Genomic DNA, 6,195 nt, shown 5'->3' with positions numbered 1-6,195 from the left:
AACTCGGCGATGATGGCGGCGCAGATGGCGCCGACGATCCCGAGCAGGATGACGGCGAGGTTGTTGAAGAGCAAGAACATCCAGTACTCGGTGCGGCGGGCGCGCCCCTTGAATCCCGCATAGTTCTTGAGGGCGGCGATATACCAGTTCAATTCAATTCCTTACAAATATCGATTGCATGTCGGTCAACGGTTGCCGTCAAATCCGTCAGGGTCGTCGCGTCGCCCTAGACGTACCGGTGGAGGCGGATTCGACGGCGAACGTCAGATCACGATCGCGGCTGATCACCCGTCGGCGCGGACGTAGGTCAGGTCTTCGGTTTCCCCTGCGACCGTGAGCGTCTCGCCGTCCTCGCTGAGTTCGAGCTCCATCGTGAAGGCCCACTCCTCGATATCGACGTCATCGCCGTACTCCTCGTACAGATTGTCCGAGGGAAGGAAGTCGATGGTGAACGTCGACTCCGACTCGGGTTCTATGGTCCCCTCCCAGAAGTGGACTACTGAGCCTTCGGTGACATACCTGCCCGAGCCCTCGCCGTCGAAGGTAAGCGTTGAGGCCTGGCCCGGCGAGGTCGCCACCACCTCCCAGACGCCCTCCAGCCGCCCTACGGCCTCAGGCGAATCGGAGGCGTCGGGCGCGGGCCGATCGTCGGGTGCTTCGGCCGCGGCGGAGTCGAAGGACACCGCGAGCGCGTTGGCGACGGGGCGCTCCCCGCTGAAATCGGTCGGGTCGTTCCGGACGGTCAGGTCGTCGCCGTCCTCTGCCGCGGCGAGCAGGCTCGATCCCCCGCCGTCGAAGTTGACGGCCTCATGGGCGCCAACGGCGAGCATGAAATCGGCGAGTTCGCGCACGCTGACGCCGTCGTCTTCCAGGACGGCGAGGTACAGGTAGCGGCCGTTCTCGCTGTACCCGGCGGACGTCCGCACGGCCCGAGTCTTGTCGTCCAGGCCTCCGACCGCCTCGCCCTGCAAGGCAATGGGCACGCCTCCGAGCGCGGTGGCGAACTCGGTGCCGTCGGGCGAGGCCAGTTCGTAGTCCCAGGAGAGCCTGTCGCCTTCCCGCACGTCTCGCAGACTGTCCGCGCGATCGTCGCGGGCCACGATGACGGCATCGTCCGGGCCGAGCATCTCACTGACGAGGGAGCGTCCCCCGGACAGGTCCTTCACGGCGGTGACCAGGCCGTCGGAGACTGTGATCTCCAGTGCCGATTCGCTGCACGGCCCGTGCCGCTCGTCGTTGAGTCCGCACACCGCCCTGGCCCGCTCTTCCAGACCCCATTCGGGGGTGAACAGGCCGATGCCGTTCTGGGGGAGGGCGTACTGGTTCAGCCCGTCCAGCGCGTACGTGCTGTTCTCGGTGTAGAGCCTGCCTTCGAGTTCGAGCTCGGAGATCGTGGGGACGCCGTCGGCGGTGATGCCGAGGACGCTGCGGTTGTTCTTCAGCCCTCCGGCGGTGATACCCGGAAAGTCGTCGAGGTCGTCGATGGCTCCGATGGCGGTGACGTCACCGGAATCGGGGCGGTCCGGTCCCATGCGCTGCCCGTCGGGCACGGCCGCCTTCAGCGCCTCGCCGCCGACGACGACCGGTCCCACCGGCGCGTTCGTGGGCGCGCCGGTCTGCTCGTCGTCGCTGTTGTTGAAGAAGTCGCCGTTGACGACTGCGACGGCACCGGCCCGCTCGGCCATGTCGCTCGGCGGTTCGGCATCGGCCACGTGCTCGGGCGTCAGGACCTCCACGCCGACGCCGGGGGCGGACAGGTCGACCGTGAGCAGGTGGACTTTCGCATTGGCACCGCCGAGGTCGTGTTCGTAGGACTCGTAGGTCACGCCCGGCACCACCGTTATGGGGTCGTCCGGCTCTGAATCGGTGCACCCGGCCAGGCCAATCGAGGTCGTGACTGCCAGGACCGGGCCGATCACCGTCGACAATCGACTGCTTCGCATGCTTGCCGGCCTATTCGATCGCAAAGTAGTGGGTGATGTTGTTTATCCACGGCTCCGGGTCTCGGACGCTCAGGAGGGCCTCGTCGGTGATGCCGGAGGGGATCTCGACACACCAGGCGCTGGAGACCGTCTGTCCAGAGTCGACCGGACCATCGTGGTAGTAGCCGGGCGGAAAAGTAGGGCACTCGACGTAGGCGACCCCGTTGATCCAGAAGCCGACAAGGAGGTCGTAGGGGAGGTTGTTCTCCTCGTCGTCGCCGACGTAGGTGCCTTCGATGGTCACCAGGGCCAGCTGGTTGCCCGCGTCCGGTTCGACCGCGACGTATCCCGCGTTGTCGAGGATCTCCTCGGTCGCATCGAGCTGGATATCGGAGACGGTGACCTCCCAGCCGTAGACCTCCACCATCGCGTCCGCTGCGAGCGGCTCCTCGGGACTCGTGCCAATGGCCGCAGTATCTTCGGCATCGGCGGACGCGTCGGAGTCGTCTGAGCCGCAGGCGGACAGTGCCAGGATGGCGGCAGCGCCCACGGCCGCGGCAGAGCGGGCCCGGCGGCGTCGGACGAGTTCGGGTTCGGGTTCGTATCGCATCTCAGCTTTTCTAGTTCCGTGGGCGGCGATCGACAGGCCGCGCCGTCGTGATCGGGCCTGGCCACCCTATGCGGCCCGACTTGCCAACGACTTGTCATCGGGTACGGTCCGCGGCGAGAGCCGCAGCGGTTCAGTCTCATTGGGCGGGAATCGGTTAGGGGACCCGGATACGCTAGAGGACTCCCCGTCGCATCCGGGTTCCCCGCGGCCGCGAACGGCAAGTGACGACGCCCGCTCCTGACCAACGTGAGATGTGCTGCAATGGCCGACGAGCTCGAATTCAATGTGCTGGGACCACTGGAGATCCGCCTCGGCGGCCGGAGCATGCTGCGCCTGCCACCGATTCGCCGGCGGTTGCTCGCGATCCTGCTCGCCCGGGCCGGCCGCGAGGTCACCGTCGATGAGCTGACCGAGGCGCTGTGGTCCGGCACGCCGCCGCCCAGCGCGACCGCCACCCTCCAGGTCCACATTCACCGCCTACGGGAGAAGCTCGGCGGGGCCGAGCGCATCGTCCGCGGCCCGGCCGGATACCGGATCGCCGTCACCACCGCTGAGTTCGACGTCCTGCGCTTCGACGAGCTGTACGACCGCGCACGCACGGAACGCAATACGGGGCAGTCGGAGTCGGCCGTCGACACGCTCGAACAGGCGCTCGCCATGTGGCGCGGGGAGCCCTACACCGGCATCGAGCCGTCCATCCACATCGCCACCGAGGTCGACCGGCTGGGCGAGCGGCGCCTGATCGCCGAGCAGGCCCTGGCCGAAGCATGGCTCGACATCGGATTGCACCACCAGGCGATCGGCGCGCTTGACGCGCTCGCCCAGGCCTATCCGTACGTCGAGCGGGTTCGGGTCCTGCTCATTCTCGCGTTCTTCCGGGCGGCACGGCAGGTCGAAGCGCTCGACGTCTACCGCGAGCACCGGCGCTTCCTGACCGATCGGCTCGGCATCGAACCCGGCGAGCTGATGCAGAGGGTCCATCGGGCCGTGCTGCGTGGCGACGAACGCCTGCACACCCTCGCGACCTCTGACCTGGAAGGGCCCTGGGATGTCGCGCCCGCCCCGTCGGTGTCCGCCGGCGTCGCGGCCGGGGCGGTCCCACGTGAGCTTCCCCCGCCTCCCCACGGCTTCACTGGAAGGGAGCGCGAGCTCCGGCTGCTGGACGACCTGCTCCCTGGGGCCGACTCGTCCCATCCGGCCCCGGTGCCGATCGTCGTGGTCGCGGGCATGGGCGGCGTCGGCAAGACCGCCCTGTCCGTCCACTGGGGTCACCGCGTCGCCGACCGGTTCCCCGACGGCCAGGTGTTCATCGACCTGCGCGGCCACGGCGGCGCGGCGGCAATCGATCCGGCCGACGCGCTCACCGCGCTGCTGGACTCGCTCGGCGTCCCCGACCAGGACATTCCGGCCGAGCCCGAGCGCGCCGCCGCCCGGTTCCGCACCGAGACAGGCGGCAAGCGCGTCCTGATCGTCCTCGACAACGCCGCCGCGGCCGACCAGGTCCGGCCCCTGCTGCCTGGCGGGTCGGGCTGCATGGTGCTGGTCACCAGCCGCCACCGCCTCAGTGACCTGGTCGTAGGCCACGGCGGCACGCGGGTCAGGCTCGATCCGCTCATGTCCGACGAGGCGCAGTCCCTGCTCCGCCAGCTGTTGCCCAGGCGGCCGATCCCCAACGACGGGAACGGGATCGCCGCACTCGCGGACCTGTGCGGTCGTCTGCCGCTCGCGCTGCGCATCGCCGCCGCCGACCTGGCCGACAACCCGAACGACGACCTGGGGTCATATGTCGCGCGGCTCTCCGGCGACGACCTCCTGGCCTCATTGCAGGTCGACGGCGCCGACGACGCGGCGCTCCGCGCGGTCTTCGACTCGTCCTACCGCACCCTCCCACCCGAGGCCCGCCGCCTGTTCCGGCTCCTCGGCCTGGTCCCGGGGCAGGACTTCACGGTCGAGGCGGTGGCCGCGCTGGCCGGGGGCGCCGTCGAGTCCGTCGAGCCGGTCCTGGACCAGCTGGTCGCCGCCCACCTGGTCGACCAACACCGGCCGGGCCGCTACCGGCTTCACGACCTCCTACGCCACTATGCCCAGGAGCGCGCCGAAGCCGACGAGGCCCGGCAGTCCCGCGACGATGCCGCCGGGCGCCTGACCGCCTGGTACCTGCACCGAACCGACGTCTGCCGGAACCTGCTCTACCTGCCATTTACCGCACTCACCCCGCCGGACTATATGGACGAATCATTCGAGCCCTCGACGATCGAGGCCGTGGAATGGCTCACTGCCGAACGCGGCAACCTCACCGCCGCCATCGAGCACGCCGCCGCCCACGGCCCGAACCCGGCCGCGTGGCTGCTCAACGACGCGCTCGGCGGCTTCATGTGGCTGGGCACCCACAGCACCGAGGCACTGAAGCTCGGCCGCACCGTCCTCGCCGCCGCCGAACGGGCGGGCGACCTGCCCGGACGATCCGCTACCGAGCTCAGCCTGGCCTGGACCCTCCTGCGCTCCAACCGGTCCGCCGAGGCGATCGAGCACGGCGAACGCGCTGCACACCTGGCCGTCGAGGCCGAATGGCTCCCCGGCCAGGCTGCGGCAGGCCACCATCTGGCCTACGCGTGCGCGAGCATCGGACGGCTTCCCCAGGCCCGCGACCACGCCGTGTCGGCCCTTCGCGCCAACCGCGAGCTCGAAAGTCCGACGCAGATCTCCAACCTCGAAGCCCTCGGCGGCATCCACCTCCACCTCGGCGACCTCAAGGCCAGCGCCGAGTACTTCCTCGAACAGATCCGGGCGACCGAGGCGAGCGGCCGACCGGCCGACTCGCCCACCCGCGTCAATCTCGCCGGGGCCTACCTCTATCTCGGACGGCTGAACCTCGCCCGCGACCAGGTGCGCGAGCTCCTCGACCCCGGCAGCGCCACCGGCTTCTCCAACCCCTTCGCCGGGCAATACCGGGTGGCCGCCCACCTCGAACTGGCGGCGGGTCGGCCCGAGGAGGCCATGGCCAACGCGCAGTTGGAGGTCGACGGGCTCGGCGACAACCCGGACCCCCGCCGGGAAGCCGCCGCCACCGTCACCATGGCCGCTGCGCGCGACGCGCTCGGCGAGCACTCCGAGGCCATCGTGCTGTTCGACCGCGCACTCAAGCTGACCGAAGGGGGCTCGTTCTACCATCGGGTCGAGTCCATGGTGGGCCGAGCGCGGGCCCTGCTCCGCGTCGGCGAGCTCGACCGGGCCCTGGAAGCGGCCGACGAGACGCTTGCGGCGGCCCGCGACTGGGGCTACGGCGTCTTCGAAGGGCAGGCACTCAACCTGATCGCCGAGGTCGAGCTCGGTCTGCGCCGGACCGATGCCGCTGCGGCCCACGCCGAGGCGGCGCTGCGAGTCAACCTGGGCACCGGCCACCGGCCGGGCGAGGCCGAGTCCCACCGCCTCCTCGGCGAAGTCCGCGAAGCCGAAGGCGACCGCGTAGACCCGCCTGGCAACGCGAAATCCTCTGGCTGCTGATTCACACCTGATGCCTGACCTGTGAGCGACAGTGAACGCTTTTCATCGTGAGCTGGATGTGTTGCGGCGCTGGACATCTGAGTGATCAGGGGACGTCACGCTGCGGTTCGGCTGGGCGTGAAGCCGTTGGTGGGAGGATGATCGGCCATGTTCGTGTCG

At 69.4% G+C, this 6,195-nt stretch carries 4 protein-coding genes; 1 reads left to right on the top strand and 3 read right to left on the bottom strand.

The genetic code is table 11. The features are described from left to right. The 3 genes from FAB82_RS19985 to FAB82_RS19975 all read right to left on the bottom strand — a co-directional run. Positions 1-152, bottom strand: a 152-nt coding sequence (locus tag FAB82_RS19985) for a DUF805 domain-containing protein (protein ID WP_136533400.1), incomplete at its 3' end; no start/stop codon positions are given. A gap of 132 nt (positions 153-284) precedes the next feature. Further along, complete coding sequence (locus FAB82_RS19980) at positions 285-1,943, bottom strand: phosphodiester glycosidase family protein (RefSeq protein WP_136536293.1); 1,659 nt, start codon at positions 1,941-1,943, stop codon at positions 285-287. 10 nt (positions 1,944-1,953) lie between these two features. Further along, on the bottom strand, positions 1,954-2,532 hold the full coding sequence (locus tag FAB82_RS19975) for a hypothetical protein (protein ID WP_136536292.1): 579 nt from the start codon (positions 2,530-2,532) through the stop codon (positions 1,954-1,956). A gap of 261 nt (positions 2,533-2,793) precedes the next feature. Here FAB82_RS19975 and FAB82_RS19970 point away from each other — a divergent pair, with 261 nt between their 5' ends. After that, positions 2,794-6,036, top strand: coding sequence for an AfsR/SARP family transcriptional regulator (locus FAB82_RS19970; RefSeq protein ID WP_136536291.1), 3,243 nt, complete (start codon positions 2,794-2,796; stop codon positions 6,034-6,036). The last annotated feature ends 159 nt before the right edge of the window (positions 6,037-6,195 follow it).

Origin of the sequence: Glycomyces buryatensis, assembly GCF_004912275.1 — a bacterium.
Classification (GTDB): Bacteria; Actinomycetota; Actinomycetes; order Mycobacteriales; family Micromonosporaceae; genus Glycomyces; species Glycomyces buryatensis.
The sequence above is the reverse complement of the archived record's forward strand: the minus strand, read 5'-3'. Positions and strand labels throughout refer to the sequence as shown.